Below are 23,361 nucleotides of genomic sequence, written 5' to 3' on the forward strand. Positions count from 1 at the left end.
ATCTTCTCGACTCCGTTCTAGATTTTAAACTTTTGCCAATCTTTTGGTCTAAGATTCAAAATCCAATCGCTCAAAAAGAACCTGTTTCTATTTTCATGACGAAAGGCGCTGCGTTGCTTTTTCTTTTGAATGCACTTTGGATATCCTCCGGATACAGCCAGGAGCAGGATTCTGTCAAAACGGACAGCGCTCAGCAGGTTTCCTATGACTTTCTGTTGGTGAGCGGGCAATATCAGACTCGAACCACTTTCATGGGGAGGGATTTTGGGCAGAGGACTCCGTTTTTTTCAACGGACGTCATGTATTGGCATCATTCGGGTTTGTATTTGACCGCGTCACTTTCCAAGTTTTTTATAGAGGACCTTTCCTGGCAAAAAGGATTCGGATTGGGATTTGCCGGACAATTCAGCAAAAAAGCCGACTTCGATTTTTCCGTTTCTGAGTTTTGGGGAGCCAGTTACCTCAATGCCAGTGGTACAGACAATATTGGGATTGTGCAGGGAACTGTTGGTCTGGATTGGGGACTGTTGTATTCGACGACTCAGTTTCAGTTTTTGATCAATGACCCGGCGGATTTTTTCATTGTCAGTAATCACTCCCGATATTTTGAACTGGATAAGCGACTTTGGGAAAAAGCTATTTTGTCTTTTGAGCCAAGACTTTCCTTCTTTTTCGGAACGAGTAACTATTATCAGATCGGCGGTTACGACTTGAGTAGGCAAGAGTTGTTGGAAACACAGAAATTCAAAGCCCAATCCGTGGAAATGGCCGTTCCATTTAACCTTACCTTGGGTAGCTTTGAATTTCAGCTTGAACCCAAGTGGGTCATTCCTGTCAATGTTCCAGACTATGACACATCCACAGGAAATATCCAAGCTGCCCTTAAAGTGACGTACGCTTTACCGATAGAGAAATCCAAATGAGAATATTACTGGTAGAAGACGAGCGGGAGCTGGCAAAGGAAATCGGAGATTTCCTCCAATCCGAACATCACATTGTGGATTCGGTGGGACTGATTAAAGATACCTCTGAAAACCTGGCCGCCAACTCGTACGATTTTATCCTGCTGGATTTGGGTCTGCCGGATGGTGATGGGTTGGAGCTGCTCGGCGATATCCAACGGTATCAAAAAGATGCATCCGTCATCATTCTCACTGCGAGGACAGAAGTTGGGGATAAAATTTTGGGACTTGAAAGCGGAGCGGATGATTACCTTTCCAAGCCCTTTTCACTACTCGAGTTGAAGGCCCGAATGCAGGCCATCCTCAGAAGAAAGGGAGGATGGAGAAAGGATACGGTAAATCTGGGGGGATTTGAGATCAGCCTGAGCCAGCCATCAGTGCATTTTCAGGGGCAGGAAATCAAGTTGACACGCAAGGAATATGTGTTGCTGCAGTTTATGGTGATCAACAAAAACCGGGTGCTGAATCGTTTCCAGCTTGCCGAACACCTGTGGGGAGATCATTTGGATGATGACTACCAGTCCAATTACATCGACGTTCATGTGAAAAATATCCGAAAAAAACTCAGTGCCTTTGGACCGGTGGATTGGCTGGAGACCGTGAGAGGCTTGGGCTATAAAGTAATCTCCTGAAATGAAGCTCTTCCACAAGCTGCTTATTTTTAATCTACTGGGCAAAGGTCTGTTTTTGCTCCTCTTTTTGATGTCCGGACCTTACCTCCTTCGCTATTTTATCCTGAAAAACACCGATCGTCAACTCATCCAAAAAAAGGCGGAAGTATTGGAATTGATCGAGGCAGACGGCATTGAGAGTTTCATCTCCAATGAAAATCCCGAGGAGGGTTTTGGATCCTACAATATTCTAAAGGAAGAATACATCCTGCTGGAAAAGGTCGATGCGGGAACTGTGCTCCAAGACAGCCTTTCCAGTGTGGAACGGATCATTGAAGGGGAGGAGATCAGCTATCGCGTGTATGCCGACTTGCTGGATATCAATGGCGAAATTTATCTGCTGGAAGTTGGCCGGAGTCTCAGCACGATCGAGCAGATTGAATCGATCTTTTTTCGAATAGCCATTGGAATTCTATTCCTGTTTCTGGGGTTGTCCTTCATTTTGGATTCAGCCATCAGCAAGCGCATCATGGCGCCGTTTAACCGAATCATCCGGACCAAAATCTCCCAGATCAACGAGCCGCAGGAATTCAATGATCTTCCCATATCCAGCACTACCCTGGAATTTGAGATTTTGGATCAGGCGATTTCCGAGATGATGAAGCGGATCCAAAAGTCATTTAATCAGGAGAGGATTTTTATTTCACATGCTTCCCATGAGCTAAAAACACCGATTTCGGTGCTTCAATCCAAGGTGGAGGCACTTTTTGTGGATGAAAATCTGAATGCTTATCAAAGTGAAAAGCTGATGGAAATGCAGGATTCACTTCAAAAAATGAAGAAGTCAGTCAATGCACTCCTGCTCTTGTCAAAAGTAAACAATGCACAGTTTCTCAAAACTGAGGAGGTGGATTTGGCTAAAATTCTGCACGACCTGATTGACGATTGGGGGGAAATCGCCGAGAATCGGGGGATTAAGCTTTCCCATGGAAAAATCGACCCGTTTGTTTTCAAGAATACCAATCATTCCCTCTGCACCATGATGATCCAAAATGGGCTGAGCAATGCCGTCAAGTATGTGAGTGAGGAAGGGGAAATTTGGATCAGTGGACTTAGACATCCGGATCGCTATGAAATCCGGATCGAAAACGACGGCGAAGGCATTGATGAAAAACTGCTGGAGCAGGTAAGAAACGGGCTGGTTTTTCTCAAGGATGTGAATAAAGAGAAGTCCGGTTTTGGGCTTCAGATTATGCACCGGATTGCTACTTTTTTAGCAGTAAGAATTCAACTTTCCTCCCAAGATGGAAAAACAACGCTCGTTTTCAGTTTTCCAGTTTCTTAAAAAATGGCTTTGAGTTCCTGATTTGACCGTTTTGTAAAATTTTTTCAAAAAAAACTGAAAAAAAGTCCTTTTTCATTTTCCCTTCATCTTGACATATCAATTTGGTCTCATAATCTAAATCACAAACTATGAAAACCTTCAAGAGTGTGCTTATTCTTTCGTATTTGCTGTTTTTGGCAGCCTGTACTGAGCAAGATGACCCTACCGCAATCGGTGAATTAACTGCCACCGATGCCACTGCAATTGACCTGGCCCAAACTTCCGGACAATTGGCCAGTGGTACCAGTTTTGCCATCAGCGGAAATTCTTCCCAGACTGGAGGCATCAATGCCCGCATCTCGGACAATAGCGAGGCTTCCCATGGTCCGGGTGGAATGGGAGGTCTGAAAGGCCTTGGGAAAGGAAAAGGAGGACACAAAGGAATTATGGACGGGCTGAATTTGCTGGCCCCGAATGATGAGATTTTGGCCATCATCGATGCCGAAAGTGCCGGGGAAATCCGGGGATTCCGGGTGTACAAATTCGGTGGAGCAACCATTACCCATTATGATGCTGAAGGAGAAACGGTTGTTTTGCCGGCTTTTGGCAGTGCGGATGGACCACATGCCGGACATAGCGGAAATCAGTTTCCTCAATTGGATTCGCTATTAGCTTTGATTGTCAAAACTGAAGTGGATTTTGGAGACGGAGTAACAATCACCAGACATGAGCAGGAAATCACCAGAGCCGGGAAAATCATCATTGAGCGCAACAAAGTGGGCAATAAGCTCACAGAATTGGTGACCTTTGAGGGCTACTCGGTAAATGATATTCAGATCAGCGGGAAAAAGACCACCGTTTCGGAGTTTGACAAAAATACCGGAAAAGGAAGTGTCCTTTCTTCTGTAGCTAACGGAAAGTTTGTTTTTGCCGATGGCGAAGAGGCGGTTTGGACTTCTGAGAAATCAAGACAGTCTGAAGTGGTACGATCCGAGGACTCCCGACGTCCGGTCAGCGGCACCATTGTCACCAAGGTCAAGACTACGATCATTGCCACTGACGGTACGGTTATTTACTCCCACGAGACCACCACACCACTTGAAATCGATCTGTCTTGCGAAGGCAAGAGGAGAGGCCCGGTTTTGGGAGCCGTTAAGACAGTATACCGGGACAATACCATCACCGTGAATTATGGAGACGGTTCATGCAGCAATCAGACCATTACCATCACCGTAAACGGAGAAACTACCACCAAAACCATTGGCGGTTAAAACTTGGGTTAGTGCGATTGAAAACCGGTCAGCAGTGAGCTGATCGGTTTTTTTATTTTTTATAAGTCAGGCTCCTCTGGTAAGGGTTAGTGAAATTTGCCCTGCATGGTGGGCATTGTGAAAAAGCACGTGCGAAAAGAGCCTCATTTTGGAGACTTGGCCAAAAAAAGGAGTCTCGATCATTTCGCTCCATTCTTCTTCGGGAAGGGTGTTGACCAGGTTTTCGAATAGGTTGTAGCCCTTTTCGAGGAGAGCTTTGCTTTCGAATAGGTTATAGTGCTCTCCTTTGTCCTCCCTTCCCATGGTGGTATTTGTTGTGGTAGGAGGGTAGCCAAAAAAGTACCCAAACAGGATCATCGTCTCCCCAACGTGCCTGAAAATGAAGCCCACACTGGCTGTTTTTGGGTTAAGTCTCCAAGAGGAATTTTCCTGAGTGATTTTTTCGAAAGCGAAAGAGCAAGTCAACTTATTTTGCTCCAGCATATCATGCAATAGAGGGCGGAAGCTATTCATAGAATTGATTGGAAGTTAAAACTGAAGCTCCGCCATAACCGGAAAGTGATCGGAAGGGTATTTTTTTCCATAGTTATCAGTCAGGATCCCGTGTCTGATTACATTGATTTTGCCCTGGACAAATATGTGGTCTATAATTCCATCTGGCATGCGTTCCCAGTCAAATCCGGTAAAGGTTCCGGGAGGTCCATAAGAAGGAAGCTTTGAAGCCAATCGGGCATCTTTCCAAGCTGGATTACTCACTATTGTCTGATAGGCGGCGTTGTCAGGAGTGACATTAAAATCTCCCATCCAGACGACAGGGAGCTTTTCTCGGTTGATTTGCTGGATTTTTGAAGCGACCAGCTTGCTGCTTTCCTCCCGTGCCTGCTGTCCGATATGGTCATAGTGTACATTGAAGACGTAGAATCTTTTCCCCTTACTGTCCTTGAATCTTCCCCAGGTACAGATCCGGTTGAGTGCGGCATCCCAGCCTTTGCTGGGGCTGTCCGGAGTGGGAGAAAGCCAGAATGTCCCGGAATCTTCCAGTTTGTAAAGGTTAGGATTGTAATGAATGGGAGAAAACTCGCCCTTTTCCTTCCCATCATCCCTTCCGACTCCAATCGATAGGTAGCCCAATCCTTCATTGATTTGTTTGATTTGATGGGCTAATGCTTCCTGTGTCCCAAACAGTCCGATTTGATGGAATTGGATCAGATGAATGACATGAGGAGCTCGGTCTTTCCACAGGTTACCTGCATCACCGGGATTGTCCCAGCGGATGTTGAAGGTGGCTATCCGATGGCTTTGTGCGGATAGATTCCCCTGTTGGAAGAGAATCAGCAGAAAGAAGAAAAAGAACGTTGAGATGATTTTTTGAAACATAAAACGAGAACTAATTCGTGTAAAAATGCTTATCTGATTAAAATTGCATTCAATTTAGCTGAAATGAAATCGAGCATGATTGGCAATTTCGGTTTAAGATGGTTTTCACTTTGCGAGATTCTCCCAAATCAAGCCTGCCTCCGAAAGGCAGGTTTGGGACAAACTATCTGACAATTAAAGAACAATTATAAACAGATGAAAACCTTTTATCCCAAAGACCTGAGTCCCGTTGAGGTTCAGACCCTATTGCAGGGAGTTGTAGCTCCACGTCCGATTGCCTTTGCCAGTACAGTGGACAAAGCCGGAAATGTGAACCTCAGCCCCTTCAGTTTTTTCAACATGTTTAGCTCCAATCCCCCGATTTTGATTTTTTCTCCATCCAGAAGAGTGAGGGACAATACCACCAAGCATACGCTGGATAATGTGCTGGAAGTACCCGAAGTAGTGATTCATATCGTGGGATTTGATCGGGTGGAGCAATTGTCTCTGGCAAGCACCGAATACCCCAAGGGAGTCAATGAATTTGAAAAAGCCGGCCTGACTCCTGTCGCTTCAACATTGGTGGCTCCACCAAGGGTCAAAGAAGCCGCAGTAGCCATGGAGTGCAAAGTGATTGAAGTCAAGCCATTGGGGACAGGTGGTGGAGCAGGAAATTTGGTCATCTGTGAGGTGATCGCTATGCATTTCGATGATTCCATTTTCGATGAGAAAGGCACTATCGATCCTGTCAGACTCAATCCGGTAGCCCGGTTGGGAGGAAGCTGGTATTCGAGGATTACTTCGGATTCCCTTTTCCAAATCCCAAAACCGCTGACCACACTGGGAATAGGCGTGGATCAGATTCCTATGGAAATTCGCAGCAGCCCGGTTTTGACAGGAAATAATCTGGGAAGGCTGGGGAATGTGGAGCATTTCCCAACAGTAGCTGATTTGGAAGAATTTTCGAAGAGCGAAGAAGTCCAGGACATGCGGAAAAGATTTAAAAACGATCCCGAGTCCTGGATGGATCACCTGCATCGATGGGCCAAGGAGGAATTGGAAGCGGGAGAGGTCAATAAAGCCTGGAAAATTCTTCTGCAAAGGCAATAAAAAAGGCCCGGATTTCGATTCCGGGCCTTTTTTGTTATTTGATCACAATATCCTGAGGCATTCTGACTTGCACTCCTTGGTAGTTTTGGAGATTTTTCATTTTCTCGATCAGCTGGTAATTTTCACCCAGTTGTGCCTGAAGGATTCTGGCTTGGACTTTGTCTCCGAAGGTGCTGAAGAGTTCTTCAAACCAAGGTTTTTGCTCCGGATAATAGACCACTCGATAGTCATCGCCGGCATTGATCTTGGCTACGGCGATTCCGATCGCTGTATCCAATCCGCCAAGTACATCGACCAAGCCTCTTTCTTTCGCCTGAGTCCCGGTCCAAACACGGCCAGAAGCTACTTTTTTTACAGAATCCGGATGCATGCCTCGTCCTTCTGCTACCCTTGAAATAAAGGTCTCGTATCCGTCTTCGATACTGGATTGGATGATGCTCCGCTCCACTTCAGTCAAAGGTCTCGCAGCGTTCATAAAATCGGACAACTGACCAGTGGACACGACATCGGTGGTTACTCCGAGTTTATCATTTAGCAATTCCTGAACATTAAACCACAAACCAAATATCCCGATCGAACCGGTTATGGTGTTTGGCTGGGCCACAATGGTGTCAGCAGGTGCAGCGATGTAATACCCACCGGAAGCGGCTACTTCACCCATGGACACAATGACCGGTTTGACTTTTTTGGCTTCGACCATCTCTCGCCAGATGACATCGGAGGCAACAATTGAGCCCCCTGGGGAATTGACACGTAAGACGATGGCTTTGATATTTTCGTCCTTTCTGGCTTTACGGATTTCTTTGGCAAATTTTTCAGAGCTCAATGCTCCATCAATATCTCCACTTACAATATCACCTTCGGCTACGATTACTGCAATTCTATTCTTGGAAGTGATGTTTTTGGATTTGGAAATTGAACCTAGATCTGTGGCATTGATGGTGGAGATTTCATCGTCTTCGGTAAGTCCCAGTTTCTCACGGAGCTTGGTGTGGACTTCGTCTTCGTATGCCAAGGCGGTAGCGAGCTTGTATGTGACAGCGTCTTTTGGCTTTCTGACGAGCATTTCGGAATTGATTTTTTTCAAGCTGTCCAACGCAATTCCTCTGGATTCCGCGATTTTAGCTACTGCCTGATTGTTGATGTCATCCAGGAAGTACTGGGTTTGCAGTCTGTTTTCATCACTCATTTTGTCTAAAATGAACGGTTCAACAGCGCTTTTGAATTCACCAACACGGAAAACTTCAGGCTTGATTCCCACTTTTTCAAAGAAACCTTTGATAAAAATCGCCTCGGAAGAAAAACCGTTGAAGTCGATTCCTCCAAGAGGATTCAGGTAGATTTCATCCGCAACTGATGCCAGAAAATACCCTCCTTCTGTAAATGCCTCATCGTAGGCGACAATGAATTTACCGGACTCTTTGAAGTCAATCAGCGCCTCTCTCAGTTCAAGAAGATTCGCTTGACCGGCCATAATCAAGCCCGTATTGAGGTAAATCCCTTTGATGTTCTCGTTGGTTTTGGCTTCGAGGATTGCTTTTTTCAAGTTGACCAAGCCGGCGTTCATGTCCCCGCCAAAGGGATTGAATCCTCCAAAGTTAAGGTCGTCCTCGGTTGTTCGCTCGACGAGTCTTCTTCCGTTGAGGTCGAGGTGAAGGATGGTATTCTCTTTGACTGACACTTCTTTTTCCGAAGAAGCCGCGATCATTCCGATGATGCCGAAAAAGATAAGAAAGCTGAGAATGGAGAAAATGAAAAGACCAACGATCACAGCCAACACATTGCCTAAGAATTTCATTTGTTTATAATTGGTTTTTAGAGGTCAAACGGAATGCCCAAGATAATCATCCAACTTTGTGAGAAGTACTTCTCAAGGGCATCCTACAAGAAAAGATTTTGGATTCGAAAATAATCTATTTTGAGCTAGGTTTACAATCGGATAAATGACGAGCGATGCAAACTGAGGTTGTACTAAGTCTTGGAGGTAACAAAGGAAACCGGGAAAAGTTGCTTTTTCATGCCATAGAATCACTCAATGATCACTTTCAATTGCTCCGGGTTTCCAAAATCTACGAAACTTCAGCTTGGGGCGGGGTGGCGAAGGGGAATTTTTTGAACCAGATCGCAGTAATCAGTACGGCAAAAACTCCAGAAGAAGTCCTTGAAATCATCCAAAAAATTGAGGTTGATCTTGGTCGAACCAGGGAGCAACCATGGGGTGACCGCACCATGGATATTGATATTCTGTACTTTGGAAGCCAAGTGATTGATTCAGAAAGCCTGAAAATTCCCCATCCATTCCTGCATCAGAGAAGATTTGTTCTAGTTCCGTTATGTGAACTTCTGCCGGATAAAAAGCACCCAGTCTTACTTAAGACTACCGCTGAGTTATTAGAAGAATGCGATGATCCAAATGAGGTGAAGCTTTTCAAAAAGTAGACTTTTGATTTTGAATTTTAAGGTGATTCCTACTTGTTGGCACAAATTGAAAAATCCCGCCTTGTGAGCGGGATTTGGTTTTTATAATCCGGAGACTTCTGCTTCTGGGTGTATTTTTTTGACCAAACCCTGAAGTACTTTGCCAGGTCCACATTCCACAAATTGGGTGGCGCCGTCTTTGACCATATTTTGAACCGATTGGGTCCATTTTACCGGAGCAGTCAGTTGGGCAATCAGATTTTTTTTGATCTCACTTACCTCAGTCACTGCGGTGGTGCTGACATTTTGATAGACTGGACAGATTGGGGTATTAAACTGGGTCGATTCGATTGCTTTTTGCAGTTTTTCACGAGCTGGCTCCATGAGGGGAGAGTGAAAAGCTCCACCCACCGGAAGGGGTAGGGCTCGCTTGGCGCCGGCAGCTTTCATTTTTTCGCAGGCAATCTCTATTCCCTTGTTTGATCCTGAAATAACCAATTGCCCTGGGCAATTGTAATTGGCAGGAACTACGATTTCACCATCTATTTCTGCGCAGATTTCTTCCACTTTTTCATCAGCCAATCCCAAAATGGCTGCCATCGTGGAAGGATTGATTTCGCATGCTTCCTGCATGGCCAAAGCTCTTTGGTAGACTAGTCTGAGTCCGTCTTCAAAAGCCAGCGTACCGTTGGCAACCAAAGCTGAAAACTCTCCCAGCGAATGTCCAGCTACCATGTCCGGAGCAAAGTCAGGCGTGGTTTTAGCCAGGATCACCGAATGGAGGAAAATAGCCGGCTGAGTGACTTTAGTTTGCTTCAAGTCATCTTCAGAGCCGTCAAACATGATATCGGTAATCCTGAATCCCAAGATTTCATTGGCTTTTTCGAAAAGGGCCTTCGCTTCAGGATTCGACTCATAAAGTGACTTTCCCATTCCGGGGAATTGGGCTCCCTGGCCCGGAAAAACAAATGCTTTCATCTTATTTTATTGATTTTTATTTGAGACCTAGCCAGCGCTGGACTAGCCAACATAGGCGGATTTGTATCGGAAGAACCTCACATTAGGGATAATCATTGCTTTTGTGAATCTATCACTATGCTAGATTCCAAACCTTGACTTAGTGTTGAAGGCCACAAATATAAATCTTTTTGCCTTGGTTGGATGGGATCAAATCCCAAGGGTTTCCAAGGCTGGAAAATGATCCTTGAAAATTTCGGTCTTGTTTTCTCCCAGCCATCTAATAAATGCATTGACAGCGGGTGGATGTTTTTTTTGCTTGAGCCAAATCAGTCTCCAATCAGCTTTTAGCGGAAATCCCGGATAAGGAATTATGGCCAATCGCTTGTCTTTAAGTTCCTGAGTCATGGAAAAGTTGGACAAAACGGATGCGCCAAGACCTGCCATGACTGCTTGTTTGACGGCTTCATTGGTAGCCAATTCCATTTTGCTTTCAACGTGGATATCGCGGTCAAAGAAGAATTTTTCCATCATCGTCCGTGTTCCTGAACCTTTTTCCCGAAGAATCATGGGGATTTTTGACCAGTTTTCTTTTTCAATTTCCCTTTTGAAAAAGTCCACTTTATCGTAAGCACAGGCCAAGTACCAGTTGTTTTCGGCAATGCTGATGCTTTCCAAATCAAGGTCTTCCGGCCAAAGTGAGACCAAAGCGAGGTCAGTACTGTTTTCCTGAAGGTGTGCAAGGACATTGTATCGATTGGAGACTTCTAAACTGATGTCCACGTGAGGGTGGATTTTCATGAAATCTGCCATCAGGTAAGGAATGATGTATTTGCCTGTTGAGACCGAAGAAATCCTGATTTTTCCTCCCAGGAGTCCTTTCAATTCGAGCATTTTGGTCTCGATGTTGTTCATTTCCGTAAAAATCCGATCTGCTGTATCCACCAATTCCTGACCGAATTCCGTGATGTGGATTTTCTTTCCAAGGATTTCTGTCAGAGGTACTGAGAATTGCTCCTGCAGGTTTTTAAGTTGGATGGAAACTGCAGGCTGGGTCATGTTCATCGCCTCCGCCGCCTTGGTAATGCTTTGGTATTTGGCAATCGCCTGAAATGCTCTGAGTTGATGCAAGGTTAGATTCATAAATAAAATTAATTTATATCAGATTACGAATAAAAAAAATATATGTTTTCTTTTTCTATCCCAAAAATGCAAAAGATATTTGCAGCATGGATTTTCAAATTCTGATTAACAACCTGTCCAACCCAAGTTTGCTTTTTTTCATACTTGGAATTTTGGCAGTAAAGCTCAAAAGTGATCTTGAGATACCGGCCACCAGTGCAAAGTTTATTGCTCTTTACCTCATGCTTTCGATCGGATTTAAAGGAGGGCAGGAACTTTCGCACAGTGATTTTAATCCTGAGATAATTTATGCGTTGCTCTTCGGATTGGTTTTATCGGCTTCGGTTCCTTTTTATACTTTTTTTCTGCTGAAGAAACGACTTGGGGTACCAAATGCCGCGGCGATTTCTGCAGCTTATGGTTCTATTTCAGCGGTAACCTTTGTAGCGGCCGCTTCTTTTCTGGACATGCAAGGAGTGACATTCGGAGGTCATATGGTCGCTGTGATGGCCTTGATGGAAGCCCCAGCTATCATTTCAGCGGTGATTTTGCTTCAAAAATATTCAGAGCAAAAAACTAAAGGAGGAATTAGAAACATTGTATTCCATGCCTTCACCAATGGTTCCGTATTGTTAATCCTGGGAAGTTTGGTCATCGGATTGATTGCTGATGAAAAGCAAGCTGAAGGAATCAAGCCATTCGTGACTGACATTTTCAAAGGGTTTTTGGCAGTATTTCTATTGGATATGGGAATCAACAGTGGGAAGAGGCTGAAGGCTTTTTTTCAATACGGATACTTTTCCACAATTTTCGCCATTGTGATTCCGTTCATTAACGGATGTGCGGTGGCAGTTCTGAGTCAATGGATTGCTCCGGCGGAAGGTGACCGACTGATTTTTTCAATTTTGGCAGCTTCGGCTTCTTACATCGCTGTTCCTGCTGCAATGAAGTTATCCAATCCCAAAGCGGATGAAGGATTGTATGTGCCAATGGCGCTTGCCATTACTTTTCCGTTCAATCTTACCTTGGGAATGCCGGTTTATTGGATGATCATTCAGGCGTTTTAAAAAGGAAGATTTTCAAGGTTTAGAAACTTTGACTTTTCCTCGGGAGAGGGTAGTCTACAAGTGCTTTTCTTTCCAAACCAACGGTAACGATTTTTACCAATCCAATCATAGACAGCATCTCTGATGGATGGAGGGAGTGCAATGAACACATAAAAAAATGGCCAAAAACCCGGGAGATTTTTGGCAATTCTTAACGCTGCTGTACTTCTGAAGTAGACTTTACCGTCTTCCACCAAAACAAGAGAATCCAAGTAGTCTGAATCTACCTTGAAATTTGATAGTAGCTTTTTACCAGCTTCCTCCTGTAATGCCCCAACCAAAAATCTGTTTTTCCTATCCCGCTTTAGAATAAAATCAACAGAAGCGTTGCAAAGGTTGCAAACTCCGTCAAAGAGCACTACAGATTTCTGATCGCTCATCGGAGCAATTGAATGGTACCTTTAAGTTCCCGCTCTTTCAAGGCTGGATCCAGCACATCGAAATACACTTTGCCCGAGTAGAAATAGGTGCCAGCTGGAAGTTCATTTCCATTCTTATCGCGACCATCCCACCGGATATAGATATCATTTTCATTGAATTCCAAGCTATTGTAGCGGTATACTTCTGCTCCCCAACGATTTACAATGAAGATTTCCACACCCAATACAAATCTTGGACATTCAGAGAATGGATTGTCAAATGCCATGAATGTGTCATTGGCACCATCTCCATTTGGAGTGAATGCATTTGGAAGGTTGTAGCTTGGACAATTGTCCACACAGACAACATTGCTTGGTTCACTTTCATTTCCGGATCTATCCACAGCCGTGATGTAATAGCAGCCTCTGTAATTAGGTAGGTTGGTAAGGGTTGTCGCCTGTTGCAGGGAGGAATATTGGCCTACCAAGTTGAATTGACCTTCTTCCCCATCAGGTGTGAAATACAGTCTATAGCCGCTGAGTTCATCGTCGCATTGCCCGGTAAAATTGGGTTCCCAGCTTAGGTCATGCTCATACGTATTGTTGTTACAAGGTTGTTCTGAAACATAGGCGGAACACTCCGGCCCCTCAAAAGTCAATACAGGAGGACATGGAAGTCGGTTATCATCCGGCTTGGCACAAGTAATTTGAGATTTGTTTTCGAGCGGATAAACCAGTCCGGCTACGTTGTACGCACCTTTAGTCACGACATAGTAGCAATATTCCAATTCCTTGACCAAAGGCTTGCCATTGAAGCTTCCATTATCCAGAAACTTAAATCCTGCTGTGGTTACGTCAACTTCGGCTATTTTGACGAAAGTTTCCGTATCAGCTGCTGCAGGATCGGTCCGGTTTCGGTAGACCTCGTGCTTAAACTCTCCAATCACATTGTTCCATGGAACGTTGAAGGTCCAGTTCAATTCAATGGCTTCATTGATGATCGTGGGCTCCAATCTCACAGAGGATGCCGCCGAGGAAGTGTCAATTTTGGTGTTATTATCCAGCAATACCACCTTGTAGTTGTACACAAGATTCTCGGTGTTCAGGCCTTTATCCGTGAAAAGTGTGTCACTGGTAATCCCTAATGAAGTTCTGTTTTGTGTTCCCGTGAATCCCTCACTTCTCAGCAATTCGTAGCTGTAAGGTCCCGGGAATTGTGTTTTGTCGATATCGTAAGGAGGGGTCCACTTGACAAATATTTCTCCTTGTGCTGGATCTGTGGCTTCAATGCTGACATTGGTGATAATCGGTACATCCACGTCAATGGTGATACATATCTCCTCCGAAACAATGCTTTCTCCAAGTCTTGGTTCTGGAAAAGCAGCAACCAATCGATAACAGTATGTATTTCCTGGTGCAAGGCCTTCTCCACCGTTCAAATCATTGAACGAGAAAGTTGTCATGTCGGTGGTTCCGATCAATTCATAACCCGGACGAATACCGGTTTCGCAGGAATCTGGCTCATAGGGGTCAGAATTTATTCTTCTCCAGATCTGCATTTCTTTGGCAGAATTGGCGCAGACATAGGGATCCCAGTTGAGTTCTACAGTTCTACCGGATTGTTGTTCGAGGTCATCCCATACCGGAGGAGGACCGATTACCTTAATTTTCCAAGTTTTGATGTCCACCAATTTTGGTCCTGATCTGGGTTGATCTGTGATTCTCACCCGGACTTCATATTCCCTTGCTCTTACATGATTGCATACAGTCTGCCAGGTAAAATTGACAATTCCCGGCTGAGGCTGAAATTTACTTTCCGGAGAATAAGAGGCAGGAGAGGTCGTGATTTCAATGGGCTCACCGAAGACTTCAATTTTTATTGGATCGCCATCCGGATCTGATCCCTGGATAATTTCTTTGATCAAAGTACCTGCCTCAACACAAAGGTCATCCGGTAAAAGAAGTTCCGGTCTGCGGTTGTTTGAGTTTTCGATAATGATTTGCATGTCCCGAACCACATATCCAATGAGTTCGAATTTTCCATCGATTTTTCTCCATTCCTGAATTCGGAATGCTACGTTAAACTGGCCTGCAGTACCGGGTGCATCCCAAATCAGATCTCCAAAAACTGGATCAATGTCCAAGACTGCAGGTGTGCTGCCGTCTTGTTGGCTTTGGCTGAATTCGGCATCAGCTGGGCTTCTGTAGTTGTTAACAGGTCTTTCGAATGCCTGCTTTGGAGTGTCCATCACATAGGACAAACTGTCTCCGTCCGGATCAAAAGCTCCTGGATTGTGGATGTAGCGAACATTTACAGCACCATTGTCTACAGGAGGAATGGTCAATACAGGGGAATTATTTACTCCGATAAATGGATCTATGTTTATTTCGGTTTCCACATAAAAAGGCGTATCCACCGAGTTGTCCATATTCAATGTCAGGTCATTTCGGTTGAATTCCTGAAAACGGATCTTGTATCGTCCAGGTCCTTGAAAAGTGTGGGTAATAACAAAGGTGTTTTTCTCAATTTGATCACCGAGATCCTCGACCAAGGAGAAATCACTTTCGGTATTTAACTGTTCCTCTCTGCCGTCACCAAAATTGATCGTACCGGGTCCAAACACCACACTGGATCGGGTGTCTGTGTAGCCGACCACGGTGATTCGATAAGTAAGCGTCTGAACAGAGATGCGCTCGGCGATGATTTCCCCTGCCCGGATGTGAGTGGCAAAAGCCGATGAAATTCCAGCAATGAGGTAAATAAAAAATATCCCTAAGGAAAGTTTAAGCTTCATGTTTGGTCAACTTTGGTGATTCTATACCTGAAAACGCCGGAGAAATGGAAAAGTTAACACCGGAGACTTCAGTTCAGGTTTTTCTACCTATACGAAATAAATGGAAGTAAGTAGAAATTCCCCGGAAATTCAAACAATAAAAATAAACAGTCTGTTAGCGGACCAAATAAAAGGAAGATTTGAGCCTTAAAAGTAAACTATTTAGAACCTTTTAAAATAAGAGAATGGAATTCGATTGCATTGTTTGCTACCACTTCCCCGTGTAAATTTGGCCGCATAATAATCAAAGGCTTTCGTTCTAAACTAATCTTAAAAATTGTATGAGCTGGGTTACAAAAACCTTGAAAAGCACCCTCGGTAGAAAGTTGGTTATGGCCTTGACCGGGCTATTTCTGATTCTCTTTTTGACAGGTCACGTTTCCGGAAATTTACTGTTGTTCAAAGGAGACGGTGGCGAGGCATTTAACATGTATGCCAAGTTCATGACCACCAATCCGATTGTCAAAATTCTTTCTTACCTGACTTACATTTCGGTGATCGGTCACGTAATTTATTCCATCGCACTCGGTCAACTTAACAAATCTGCCAGACCTGTTGGCTACGCTGAATCCAAAGCTTCAACCAACAGCACCTGGGCTTCTAGAAATATGGGTGTTTTGGGCACAATCATCCTTCTTTTCTTGGTTGGACATATGTACAGCTTTTGGTATCAGATGCATTGGGGAGGAATCCCAACTGTCGTTTACGGTACTGAGGAATACAAAGATCTTTACAGCGTAGTGCAAGTGGCTTTTCAGCAAACTTGGATGGTAGCACTTTACGTTATCGCAATGGGGTTTCTGGGGTTTCACCTTTCTCACGGATTTTCTTCCGCTTTCCAGACTTTGGGATTAAACCACGTCAAATATTCTCCGGCCATCAAAGCAGTCGGAAAGTTCTATTGTATTGTGGTGCCGGTTCTATTTGCCAGCATGCCACTTTATATCTATTTCACCAGCTAATTAATAGTCCCGTATGATACTAGATTCCAAAATACCTGCTGGTCCTTTGGCAGAAAAATGGACTAAGCACAAGTTTAACAGCAAGCTGGTCAATCCGGCAAACAAAAGAAAATACGATGTCATCGTAGTGGGTACAGGTTTGGCAGGTGCATCTGCAGCTGCTTCATTGGCGGAGTTGGGTTACAATGTCAAAGCATTTACTTTCCATGATAGCCCCCGAAGAGCGCACTCTATTGCAGCTCAGGGAGGAATCAACGCTGCTAAAAACTATCAAAACGACGGGGATTCTATTTTCAGATTATTCTATGACACCATCAAGGGAGGAGATTACCGAGCCCGTGAAGCCAACGTGTACCGATTGGCAGAGGTGTCTGTAAAAATCATCGATCAGTGCGTGGCTCAAGGAGTTCCTTTTGCCAGAGAGTATGGTGGATTGCTAGCCAACCGTTCCTTTGGTGGAGCACAAGTTTCCCGTACGTTCTACGCCCGTGGTCAAACCGGGCAGCAGTTGCTTTTGGGTGCTTATTCAGCTCTGAGCAGACAAGTTGCCAATGGTAAAGTGAAATTGTATCCACGTACAGAAATGATGGACGTGGTCATGATAGATGGTCATGCACGAGGTATTGTTACCCGTAACCTGATCACCGGAGCAGTGGAAACTCATGCTGCACATGCAGTGCTTCTTTGTACCGGTGGATATGGCAACGTGTTTTTCCTTTCAACAAATGCAATGGGTTGCAACGTAACAGCAGCTTGGAGAGCTCACAAGCGTGGTGCTTACTTTGCCAACCCTTGCTTTACTCAAATCCACCCAACTTGTATTCCGGTATCTGGAGATCATCAGTCCAAGTTGACCTTGATGTCAGAATCCCTTAGAAATGACGGTCGAGTTTGGGTACCTGCTACAAAAGAAACTGCTGAGAAACTTCGAAAAGGACAAATCAAAGCAAACGATATCAAGGAGGAAGACAGAGATTACTTCCTGGAGAGAAAATATCCTTCTTTTGGTAACCTTGTACCACGTGATGTGGCATCAAGAAATGCAAAATATGTGTGTGATGAAGGCCGTGGCGTAAACGAGACCGGAGAGGCAGTTTTCCTTGATTTCCGGGATGCAATCAAGCGTGACAGCCGTAAGGTGATCGAACAGAAATACGGTAACCTCTTTGATATGTACAAGCAGATCACCGGAGAGGATCCTTATGAAGTTCCCATGATGATCTATCCAGCTGTTCACTACACAATGGGCGGACTTTGGGTTGATTACAACCTGATGACCACCATTCCGGGATTGTATGCTCTTGGAGAGGCAAACTTCTCCGATCACGGCGCAAACCGACTGGGAGCTTCAGCATTGATGCAGGGATTGGCAGATGGTTATTTTGTGATTCCTTACACTATTGGTGACTATCTCGCTCAAACACCTCCTGTCAAGGTAGATGTCAATCATCCCGAATTCTCAAAAGTTGCTATGGAAGTCAAGGACAGAATTAGTCACTTGCTCAATATTGACGGTAAGAAAACGGTTGATCACTTTCACAAAAGATTGGGCAAAATCATGTGGAATGAGTGCGGAATGGCTCGTACCGAAGAAGGCTTGAAAAAAGCAAAAGCTGAAATCAAAGCACTTAAAAAAGAATTCTGGTCAGATGTTAAAGTACTAGGTGCTAATGAAGAACTGAATTTGTCTTTGGAAAAAGCGCACCGAGTAGCAGATTTTATTGAATTGGGTGAGTTAATGATCGATGACGCATTGAACAGAAACGAATCCTGTGGAGGTCACTTCCGTGAAGAATATCAGACACCTGAAGGAGAAGCACTTCGTGACGACGAAAATTACGCGTACGTAGCTGCTTGGAAATACGTCGGAGAAAATCAGGAAGAGGAGCTTTACAAAGAGCCGTTGGTTTTCGAAAACGTGAAGCTGACTCAGCGTTCATACAAATAATCTTAAGACAAAAATTCATAGCTATCCATATGAAATTGACTTTAAAAATCTGGAGACAAAAAAATGCATCAGACAAAGGTGGTTTTGCCACCTACCCTGTTGATCACGTTTCCAAAGACATGTCTTTCCTTGAAATGCTGGACGTGTTGAATGAAAATTTAACTGAAAAAGGCGAAGATCCGGTTCATTTCGATCATGATTGCCGAGAAGGTATCTGTGGGACATGTTCTTTGTACATCAATGGCAAACCACATGGCCCACTTCAGACCACTACTTGTCAGTTGCACATGAGATCTTTTAACGATGGGGAAACGATCACCATTGAGCCTTGGAGAGCAAAAGCATTTCCGGTTTTGAAAGACTTGGTAGTTGACAGATCTGCATTTGATCGGATCATCCAGGCGGGAGGATATGTTTCTGTGAACACCGGTGGTGTCCCCGATGCCAACGAAATCCCAATTCCAAAAACCGTGGCGGATTTGGCTATGGATGCTGCTCAGTGTATCGGATGCGGCGCCTGTGTAGCAGCTTGCAAAAATGCTTCTGCCATGCTCTTTACTTCTGCAAAAATTTCCCAGTTGGCTCTTTTGCCACAGGGTCAGGTAGAACGGAAAACCAGAGCTGAAAAGATGGTAGCTCAGATGGATGCAGAAGGCTTTGGAGCTTGTACCAATACCGGAGCTTGTGAAGCAGAATGTCCAAAAGGCATTTCTATCACAAACATTGCCCGAATGAACAGAGAATATTTCTCCGCTGTGGTCAGCAGCGAAAACATGTAATTATTACCTTTTTCAATTCAAAAAGGCCGGGGATTTTCCCGGCTTTTTTTGTTTTCTTCAGAATCAAAACTCCTTCTATGAAAAATTTTAAGGTTTTTTCTCCTGCAGAACGGCTTTCGGACCTTCAAAAAGATGTGCTCGCTGATTTTTTGGTTAAGGAATTGGGAGAATTTGGAGACCAGAAGAAAGACGTGGTAAGCTGTTTGGAATATGCGATGACAAGTGAAAAAGGGCCGGGGGGATTGGTGATTACAGCAGGGGAGTTTCCTCTATTGGAAGCTGCGTTGGTAGTGAATCACACGGGAATGGCAGGTTACATCCCTGAGCATATCCTGGTCTATTTTGCTGTTTCGGAAAATTTGAGGGGAAAAGGATTGGGGCAAGAAATGATGGAGTTCTTATTGGGAAAATTACCAGGAGGAATTGCGCTGCACGTAGAGCCGAATAATCCGGCGATTCATTTATACGAAAAGCTGGGCTTCACCAACAAATACCTGGAAATGAGACTTTCTAGATAATTTATTTCTCTGGTTCCATGCTGTTGATCCATTGGCGAATCAATTCAACTCCCTCCCGATGAACAGTGGATCGGCCCAATTCAGGCATAGCCACCCCGACTTCGGTGGAATTCATGCGGTGGGTGAGGATGGACTGATCAGCTTGCCCTGGTACAATATCAAATTTGAAACTACCGGACCCTTTTCCTGCAGCAACAGGAGTTTTGTTGATGCCAAGTTTCATAGCCTCTTTTTGGTCATAAGTTAAAAAGAGGCCAGAGGTACTGGCAGGTCCTTCTGCACTGTGGCAATGTGAACAGTTGATGTCTAGGTATGCCATGGCCCGATCTTCCAAACTCTGGGTTTGATCCTCGTAATTGATCATCGCTGGATGAGCAGACTCTCCCTCGAATCCTTCCAGTTTGCCCAGTTCACTGAGGTATTCCAGTTGATTTTTCTTTACCGTTCCATAGTCCAGTTCATTGTTCAAATGTTGGATTTTGACACCAATTGGAGCCATTTGTTCGGATTTGTTATGACAGCTTTTGCACTGATTCTTGTTTGGTACAATGTAATTGATGATTTGATCTTTTCCGGAGTAATCGATAAAGCTCACCTCAGTTTCAGCGCCGACTACTTTTAAGACCGCATCGGTTTGCTCTTCGTTCCATACATACGGATAAGCAACCCAACCCATTTCTTCATTTATGAGCAATCTGGTTTCGATGATTCGTCTTTCGCCTTCTGGTTTTCTGAAATCAGTTGGGTAATAAAAATTTTTGATCAAAACCGATCCCTTTGGAAGATCCAAATCAGATCCGTCAATTTTGGCTTTTTGTCCTGCTGGAATAAAGACAAAACGGCTTTTCAGGGCATAATCGGTAAAAAGCGAAGAAGCCGGTTTGTAGAGAATCACCTCTTGGTTAGGCTCAAGATTTTTCATTTCACCTGTGAAAAAACCGTAAGTCGAAAGCCTTTTGTATGGAAACAGTCCTGTAGCTGCCTCTTCCTCAAACGGTTTGGATTTGGAAGGTGATTTTTGATCTGCTTTTTGGCAGGAAATCAAAAACGCCAGACTAAGGCCCAGTGTACAGATGGCAAGTTTCCAGTTCATTTTTTTCATGATCTTTTGTTCACTCCTTTTTTACAAAAAACCTTATAATCCCACCAAACCTGAACTGTCAGTCCTTACAGTCACGGTGCAGTTTTGAAAAAGCTGATAGTCCTTGAAGGACTCAATGTTTTCTTCCCCATCCATTAGATAGAAACGCGTGAAATAGAGGTTTTCGATACCTTTTTCCTGGATGCAGATTTTCATCGGATTTGTCTCGATAGTTTCGCTGATGGACTTGTCCCAAATCCCGTCGTAGATGATGTCCTGCGTTAGGCCAGGCCCGTAGGCATTGTGCACGCTGACCAGTTGACCCAATTCCCGGGTCAAATCCGGCATGTTGAGTGTTTCTTTCTCGTATTGGTTGTCATGAACGAAAACCCCCACCGTGTATGGAGACCAGTTTGGAGCTTCTGCAGGGAAACCCGTGATCTGATAGCTGGCGATGGAAACACCGGCAGTTTTGTTTCTCAGGATTCGATTGTTGTAAATCTCCACCTCCTTGGCAGCCAAAAGGACTACTCCTGAACCGGGAGGAATCATCGTTACCGTGTTGCCGTTTGGCCCTTCACCAAGTGGAGTTGCGAAGTTTTCGTGGTTGTTGTCGATGATGTCGTTGTCGTAGATTTTCGTCCCTTTTCCGTCAGATTTTGGTAGTCCTGGGAGATTAAAGACCAAAATTCCTCCTGAATTATCCCGAGCAGTATTTCCAAAAACCTCCGCATTGTCGGAATTTTCGATTTCGATTCCTGCCACATTTCCAAAGGCCAGGGAATTTTTCACGACGATATTTTCAGACTGACCGACATAGATTCCTGCGTCTTTTGAGTGGGAGGCGATACATTCATCAATCACCACATTTTTACACTGAACAGGATAGATCGCATAAGTTCCGTTTTTGGATTTGTCCCCATTGGTCCAGGTGACATTAATCCGCCGGAAGGTAATTCCGTCGGTATGTTGGGCTTTGATTCCGTCTCCGGGTGCATCCTCGATGCTTAAATCTTCGACGCTGATATTATTTCCGACGATTTTGACTCCTTCTCCTCCTGATTTGAGGTTTCGGAATGAAAGTACCGTTTGGTCCATCCCCGCACCTTTTATTTTAATGTGAGACTTGTTGTCCAAAATCAACTGAGTGTTCAATTCAAAGAATCCCGCCGGAATCTCGATGGTGCTGGAATCTTCCGCCATGATAAAGTCTTCGATCACTTTCTCGACTTCTTCCTGGCTGGCCCGGGTGAGTGTGGTTGAATCAAAGGTCTGCTCAGTGGTAGTTGTACCGCAGGAGAAAAATCCCGCAATTGGAAGAAAAGCAAAGAAATAGCGGAGTAATTTTCTCATAGTCTTTTGGGAAAGGGTGAAATATTCCTCAAAAGTACCTGATGCTCAAAGAAGAATCTCTTGAGAAAAGTCAATAAATCAAATCTTGGCCCTGATCCTGCTGAGTGTTTCGATACTCATGTCCAGGTAGGAGGCAATCTGCCCGACTGAAGCTTTGTGAATGATTTTTGGTCGATATTCCATCAAATCCAGGTATCTGTCTCGAGCGGATTTGAATTTTGCAAAAATCAACTGCTCTTCCAGCGTCACATAATATTGTTCCAAAATCAACCGATAGGTACGTTCCAGATCATGGTGTTTTTCGAAAAGTTTTAACAAAGCCTTGTGATTGATTCGGGCGACTTTTGACTTTTCCATGGCCTCGATATTTTCATAGGAGGGTTTTCTGGATATAAAGGAGTGCATGGATGTCAAAAATTCTTTTTCCAGAGAAAAGGATACAGTAATGTCCTTATTTTCTCTGACGTAAAAACTTCTTGCCGAGCCTTCGATGATAAAGTAAAGGTGATCGCACACCCTTCCTTCCTTCTCCAGCAATTCACCTTTTTCGTATGAAAGTGTTTCAATTTCACCACTAAAGGCGTTTTTTGCCTCTTCACTTAGTCCTGGAAACAGATCAAACATTCCGGAAATTTTTTCCATGTTGCGTTTTTAAAAAGTCAAGTTTAGACAAGAATTGGGTATTCTTACGTTAGCTTTATGGAAATTAACTAATAAAAGGATTATGAGAAAAGTTTTGATTGCATTCTTTCTGATCGGATTCGTGGCTACCGCAGAGGCACAGTTTGGGGTTAGGGCAGGATATAATTCCGCAAATTTCTCCGACACAAATTTTGATGCTAAATCCGGTTTTCACCTCGGAGCCTATTATACTTTAGGGACGGATTTTATATCCATTGAGCCTGGTCTTTTCTATTCCCAAAAGGGGTATCAGGGCACAGAAGACATCACAGGGGATCCAGTGGATGAAAAGTTGGGCTACATTGATATTCCTGTATTGGTTCGATTAAAGCTCATTCCGGCGATTAATATTTTTGCTGGCCCGCAAGCATCATTCTTGGCTTCTAGGGATTACCAATTAGGTGACACCAGTTCCAGTAGCACCGAAGTCATCAGAGGATATGACGTAGCAGGGGTAGTGGGTGCGCAAGCCAAGCTGCCTTTGGGATTTAATATTCAGGCGAGCTATGATATCGGGTTTACTTCCCTTAATTATTATGATACCGATGTGAAAAATCAGGTGTTTAAAGTTTCTCTCGGCTACAGTTTCGGGGGTAATTGATTTACATA

Annotated in this window: 22 protein-coding genes; 12 read left to right on the forward strand and 10 right to left on the reverse strand. The window is 44.2% G+C overall.

Features of this window, described 5'->3' with window-relative positions:
• The first annotated feature begins 95 nt into the window (after window positions 1–95).
• From D0X99_RS14390 to D0X99_RS14405, 4 genes are all read left to right on the forward strand, one after another.
• Window positions 96–923 carry a hypothetical protein gene (locus D0X99_RS14390; RefSeq protein ID WP_147392238.1) on the forward strand — a complete coding sequence of 276 codons (828 nt, stop codon included), beginning with the start codon at window positions 96–98 and terminating at the stop codon, window positions 921–923.
• Window positions 920–1,594 carry a response regulator transcription factor gene (locus D0X99_RS14395; RefSeq protein ID WP_119478541.1) on the forward strand — a complete coding sequence of 225 codons (675 nt, stop codon included), beginning with the start codon at window positions 920–922 and terminating at the stop codon, window positions 1,592–1,594. The genes D0X99_RS14390 and D0X99_RS14395 overlap by 4 nt, the downstream gene beginning before the upstream one ends.
• Before the next feature lies 1 nt (window position 1,595).
• Window positions 1,596–2,918, forward strand: a complete 1,323-nt coding sequence (locus D0X99_RS14400; RefSeq protein ID WP_119478542.1) for a sensor histidine kinase — start codon at window positions 1,596–1,598, stop codon at window positions 2,916–2,918.
• A gap of 128 nt (window positions 2,919–3,046) precedes the next feature.
• A complete protein-coding gene (locus D0X99_RS14405) occupies window positions 3,047–4,168 on the forward strand; it encodes a hypothetical protein (protein WP_119478543.1) in 1,122 nt (373 codons plus the stop codon).
• A 66-nt stretch (window positions 4,169–4,234) separates the two neighbouring features.
• Here D0X99_RS14405 and D0X99_RS14410 read toward each other — a convergent pair whose 3' ends face one another.
• Window positions 4,235–4,681 carry a DinB family protein gene (locus D0X99_RS14410; RefSeq protein ID WP_119478544.1) on the reverse strand — a complete coding sequence of 149 codons (447 nt, stop codon included), beginning with the start codon at window positions 4,679–4,681 and terminating at the stop codon, window positions 4,235–4,237.
• A gap of 15 nt (window positions 4,682–4,696) precedes the next feature.
• On the reverse strand, window positions 4,697–5,545 hold the full coding sequence (locus D0X99_RS14415) for an endonuclease/exonuclease/phosphatase family protein (RefSeq protein WP_119478545.1): 849 nt from the start codon (window positions 5,543–5,545) through the stop codon (window positions 4,697–4,699).
• Between the two features lie 195 nt (window positions 5,546–5,740).
• On the opposite strand from D0X99_RS14415, the gene D0X99_RS14420 reads away from it, so the two are divergent.
• The gene (locus tag D0X99_RS14420; RefSeq protein WP_119478546.1) at window positions 5,741–6,634 is read left to right on the forward strand and encodes a flavin reductase family protein; all 894 of its coding nucleotides are present in this window, start codon (window positions 5,741–5,743) and stop codon (window positions 6,632–6,634) included.
• Between the two features lie 34 nt (window positions 6,635–6,668).
• On the opposite strand, the gene sppA is transcribed toward D0X99_RS14420, so the two are convergent.
• Window positions 6,669–8,432 (reverse strand): signal peptide peptidase SppA, encoded by a 1,764-nt coding sequence (gene sppA / locus D0X99_RS14425; RefSeq protein ID WP_119478547.1) that lies wholly within the window; start codon window positions 8,430–8,432, stop codon window positions 6,669–6,671.
• Window positions 8,433–8,587: 155 nt separating this feature from the next.
• On the opposite strand from sppA, the gene folK reads away from it, so the two are divergent.
• On the forward strand, window positions 8,588–9,073 hold the full coding sequence (gene folK, locus D0X99_RS14430) for a 2-amino-4-hydroxy-6-hydroxymethyldihydropteridine diphosphokinase (RefSeq protein WP_119478548.1): 486 nt from the start codon (window positions 8,588–8,590) through the stop codon (window positions 9,071–9,073).
• An 81-nt stretch (window positions 9,074–9,154) separates the two neighbouring features.
• Here folK and fabD read toward each other — a convergent pair whose 3' ends face one another.
• Entirely contained in the window at window positions 9,155–10,030 is an 876-nt protein-coding gene (gene fabD / locus D0X99_RS14435) for an ACP S-malonyltransferase (RefSeq protein ID WP_119478549.1), read from the reverse strand.
• A gap of 189 nt (window positions 10,031–10,219) precedes the next feature.
• Window positions 10,220–11,152 carry a LysR family transcriptional regulator gene (locus D0X99_RS14440; RefSeq protein ID WP_119478550.1) on the reverse strand — a complete coding sequence of 311 codons (933 nt, stop codon included), beginning with the start codon at window positions 11,150–11,152 and terminating at the stop codon, window positions 10,220–10,222.
• A gap of 86 nt (window positions 11,153–11,238) precedes the next feature.
• On the opposite strand from D0X99_RS14440, the gene D0X99_RS14445 reads away from it, so the two are divergent.
• Window positions 11,239–12,198: a sodium-dependent bicarbonate transport family permease gene (locus D0X99_RS14445; protein WP_119478551.1), complete on the forward strand. Its 960-nt coding sequence runs from the start codon at window positions 11,239–11,241 to the stop codon at window positions 12,196–12,198.
• Here the strand turns inward: D0X99_RS14445 and D0X99_RS14450 are convergent.
• Both D0X99_RS14450 and D0X99_RS14455 read right to left on the reverse strand, forming a co-directional pair.
• Window positions 12,195–12,617 (reverse strand): thiol-disulfide oxidoreductase DCC family protein, encoded by a 423-nt coding sequence (locus tag D0X99_RS14450; protein WP_119478552.1) that lies wholly within the window; start codon window positions 12,615–12,617, stop codon window positions 12,195–12,197. The two genes, D0X99_RS14445 and D0X99_RS14450, sit on opposite strands and share 4 nt — an antisense overlap.
• Window positions 12,614–15,391, reverse strand: coding sequence for a T9SS type B sorting domain-containing protein (locus D0X99_RS14455; protein WP_119478553.1), 2,778 nt, complete (start codon window positions 15,389–15,391; stop codon window positions 12,614–12,616). The genes D0X99_RS14450 and D0X99_RS14455 overlap by 4 nt, the downstream gene beginning before the upstream one ends.
• Before the next feature lie 320 nt (window positions 15,392–15,711).
• Between D0X99_RS14455 and D0X99_RS14460 the strand changes: the two genes are divergently transcribed.
• The 4 genes from D0X99_RS14460 (at window position 15,712) to D0X99_RS14475 (ending at window position 19,637) form a co-directional block, all read left to right on the forward strand.
• Window positions 15,712–16,392, forward strand: coding sequence for a succinate dehydrogenase cytochrome b subunit (locus tag D0X99_RS14460; protein WP_119478554.1), 681 nt, complete (start codon window positions 15,712–15,714; stop codon window positions 16,390–16,392).
• Window positions 16,393–16,405: 13 nt separating this feature from the next.
• Window positions 16,406–18,340 carry a fumarate reductase/succinate dehydrogenase flavoprotein subunit gene (locus D0X99_RS14465; RefSeq protein WP_119478555.1) on the forward strand — a complete coding sequence of 645 codons (1,935 nt, stop codon included), beginning with the start codon at window positions 16,406–16,408 and terminating at the stop codon, window positions 18,338–18,340.
• Between the two features lie 29 nt (window positions 18,341–18,369).
• Window positions 18,370–19,119: a succinate dehydrogenase/fumarate reductase iron-sulfur subunit gene (locus D0X99_RS14470; RefSeq protein ID WP_119478556.1), complete on the forward strand. Its 750-nt coding sequence runs from the start codon at window positions 18,370–18,372 to the stop codon at window positions 19,117–19,119.
• A 77-nt stretch (window positions 19,120–19,196) separates the two neighbouring features.
• A complete protein-coding gene (locus tag D0X99_RS14475) occupies window positions 19,197–19,637 on the forward strand; it encodes a GNAT family N-acetyltransferase (RefSeq protein WP_119478557.1) in 441 nt (146 codons plus the stop codon).
• A 1-nt stretch (window position 19,638) separates the two neighbouring features.
• On the opposite strand, the gene D0X99_RS14480 is transcribed toward D0X99_RS14475, so the two are convergent.
• The 3 genes from D0X99_RS14480 to D0X99_RS14490 all read right to left on the reverse strand — a co-directional run bounded on the left by D0X99_RS14480 (window position 19,639) and on the right by D0X99_RS14490 (window position 22,713).
• The gene (locus D0X99_RS14480; RefSeq protein ID WP_233553729.1) at window positions 19,639–20,730 is read right to left on the reverse strand and encodes an SO2930 family diheme c-type cytochrome; all 1,092 of its coding nucleotides are present in this window, start codon (window positions 20,728–20,730) and stop codon (window positions 19,639–19,641) included.
• Window positions 20,731–20,772: 42 nt separating this feature from the next.
• Entirely contained in the window at window positions 20,773–22,071 is a 1,299-nt protein-coding gene (locus D0X99_RS14485; protein ID WP_119478559.1) for a parallel beta-helix domain-containing protein, read from the reverse strand.
• Window positions 22,072–22,149: 78 nt separating this feature from the next.
• Complete coding sequence (locus tag D0X99_RS14490; RefSeq protein ID WP_119478560.1) at window positions 22,150–22,713, reverse strand: Crp/Fnr family transcriptional regulator; 564 nt, start codon at window positions 22,711–22,713, stop codon at window positions 22,150–22,152.
• Window positions 22,714–22,795: 82 nt separating this feature from the next.
• On the opposite strand from D0X99_RS14490, the gene D0X99_RS14495 reads away from it, so the two are divergent.
• Window positions 22,796–23,353 carry a porin family protein gene (locus tag D0X99_RS14495; protein WP_119478561.1) on the forward strand — a complete coding sequence of 186 codons (558 nt, stop codon included), beginning with the start codon at window positions 22,796–22,798 and terminating at the stop codon, window positions 23,351–23,353.
• Window positions 23,354–23,361 lie beyond the last annotated feature (8 nt).

The sequence above is a fragment of the Algoriphagus lacus genome (genome assembly GCF_003583985.1).
Classification (GTDB): domain Bacteria; phylum Bacteroidota; class Bacteroidia; order Cytophagales; family Cyclobacteriaceae; genus Algoriphagus; species Algoriphagus lacus.

Coding starts and splice junctions, on each gene's coding strand:
- D0X99_RS14390 (WP_147392238.1), top strand. CDS start 96: ATGACGAAAGGCGCTGCGTTGCTTTTTCTTTTGAATGCACTTTGGATA.
- D0X99_RS14395 (WP_119478541.1), top strand. CDS start 920: ATGAGAATATTACTGGTAGAAGACGAGCGGGAGCTGGCAAAGGAAATC.
- D0X99_RS14400 (WP_119478542.1), top strand. CDS start 1,596: ATGAAGCTCTTCCACAAGCTGCTTATTTTTAATCTACTGGGCAAAGGT.
- D0X99_RS14405 (WP_119478543.1), top strand. CDS start 3,047: ATGAAAACCTTCAAGAGTGTGCTTATTCTTTCGTATTTGCTGTTTTTG.
- D0X99_RS14410 (WP_119478544.1), bottom strand. CDS start 4,681: ATGAATAGCTTCCGCCCTCTATTGCATGATATGCTGGAGCAAAATAAG.
- D0X99_RS14415 (WP_119478545.1), bottom strand. CDS start 5,545: ATGTTTCAAAAAATCATCTCAACGTTCTTTTTCTTCTTTCTGCTGATT.
- D0X99_RS14420 (WP_119478546.1), top strand. CDS start 5,741: ATGAAAACCTTTTATCCCAAAGACCTGAGTCCCGTTGAGGTTCAGACC.
- sppA (WP_119478547.1), bottom strand. CDS start 8,432: ATGAAATTCTTAGGCAATGTGTTGGCTGTGATCGTTGGTCTTTTCATT.
- folK (WP_119478548.1), top strand. CDS start 8,588: ATGCAAACTGAGGTTGTACTAAGTCTTGGAGGTAACAAAGGAAACCGG.
- fabD (WP_119478549.1), bottom strand. CDS start 10,030: ATGAAAGCATTTGTTTTTCCGGGCCAGGGAGCCCAATTCCCCGGAATG.
- D0X99_RS14440 (WP_119478550.1), bottom strand. CDS start 11,152: ATGAATCTAACCTTGCATCAACTCAGAGCATTTCAGGCGATTGCCAAA.
- D0X99_RS14445 (WP_119478551.1), top strand. CDS start 11,239: ATGGATTTTCAAATTCTGATTAACAACCTGTCCAACCCAAGTTTGCTT.
- D0X99_RS14450 (WP_119478552.1), bottom strand. CDS start 12,617: ATGAGCGATCAGAAATCTGTAGTGCTCTTTGACGGAGTTTGCAACCTT.
- D0X99_RS14455 (WP_119478553.1), bottom strand. CDS start 15,391: ATGAAGCTTAAACTTTCCTTAGGGATATTTTTTATTTACCTCATTGCT.
- D0X99_RS14460 (WP_119478554.1), top strand. CDS start 15,712: ATGAGCTGGGTTACAAAAACCTTGAAAAGCACCCTCGGTAGAAAGTTG.
- D0X99_RS14465 (WP_119478555.1), top strand. CDS start 16,406: ATGATACTAGATTCCAAAATACCTGCTGGTCCTTTGGCAGAAAAATGG.
- D0X99_RS14470 (WP_119478556.1), top strand. CDS start 18,370: ATGAAATTGACTTTAAAAATCTGGAGACAAAAAAATGCATCAGACAAA.
- D0X99_RS14475 (WP_119478557.1), top strand. CDS start 19,197: ATGAAAAATTTTAAGGTTTTTTCTCCTGCAGAACGGCTTTCGGACCTT.
- D0X99_RS14480 (WP_233553729.1), bottom strand. CDS start 20,730: ATGAACTGGAAACTTGCCATCTGTACACTGGGCCTTAGTCTGGCGTTT.
- D0X99_RS14485 (WP_119478559.1), bottom strand. CDS start 22,071: ATGAGAAAATTACTCCGCTATTTCTTTGCTTTTCTTCCAATTGCGGGA.
- D0X99_RS14490 (WP_119478560.1), bottom strand. CDS start 22,713: ATGGAAAAAATTTCCGGAATGTTTGATCTGTTTCCAGGACTAAGTGAA.
- D0X99_RS14495 (WP_119478561.1), top strand. CDS start 22,796: ATGAGAAAAGTTTTGATTGCATTCTTTCTGATCGGATTCGTGGCTACC.